Source organism: Colwellia marinimaniae, from assembly GCF_002207865.1.
Lineage (GTDB): Bacteria > Pseudomonadota > Gammaproteobacteria > Enterobacterales > Alteromonadaceae > Colwellia > Colwellia marinimaniae.
The window spans coordinates 1-445 of sequence record NZ_BDQM01000131.1 but is presented as its reverse complement, the minus strand read 5'-3'; the positions used below and the strand labels follow the sequence as shown (position 1 = coordinate 445).

Genomic DNA, 445 nt, shown 5'->3' with positions numbered 1-445 from the left:
ATGTATTAGGTAAGAAACTAGGCAGCACTAATATCATGATCTGGGATGAAAACGAGCGATTGGTTGATGTTATCGATATCGAGATCACCCATGACCTTAACGGACTTAAATTACGCCTACACGAATTCTTACCCGGTGAAAAGCTTGGCGTTCAAACTTCTCAGGGTCATCTGTTGATAAGCGGACAGGCATCTAACCTGAAAAAGATGAATACAGCGGTCGAGCTCGCTAAGGCATACGCCGCCGCGGCATCTGTGTCTAAGGTCAAGAGCACAGTATTGAACATGATGACAGTGGGTGGGGACCACCAGGTCATGCTGGAAGTGGTGATTGCCGAAGTTCAGCGAGAAGTCGCCCGTCAATTCGATTCTACATTTTTTATCTTCAATAAAGGTTCTAAAGTGTCGGGAGGCGTGGCGGGGGGGGGTGGGGCGTTCCAATTTGA

1 pseudogene is annotated in these 445 nt (G+C 47.9%); it reads left to right on the top strand.

The features are described from left to right. Window positions 1-35: 35 nt before the first annotated feature. Window positions 36-445, top strand: a pseudogene (locus MTCD1_RS18535) (type II and III secretion system protein family protein); the annotation flags it as partial.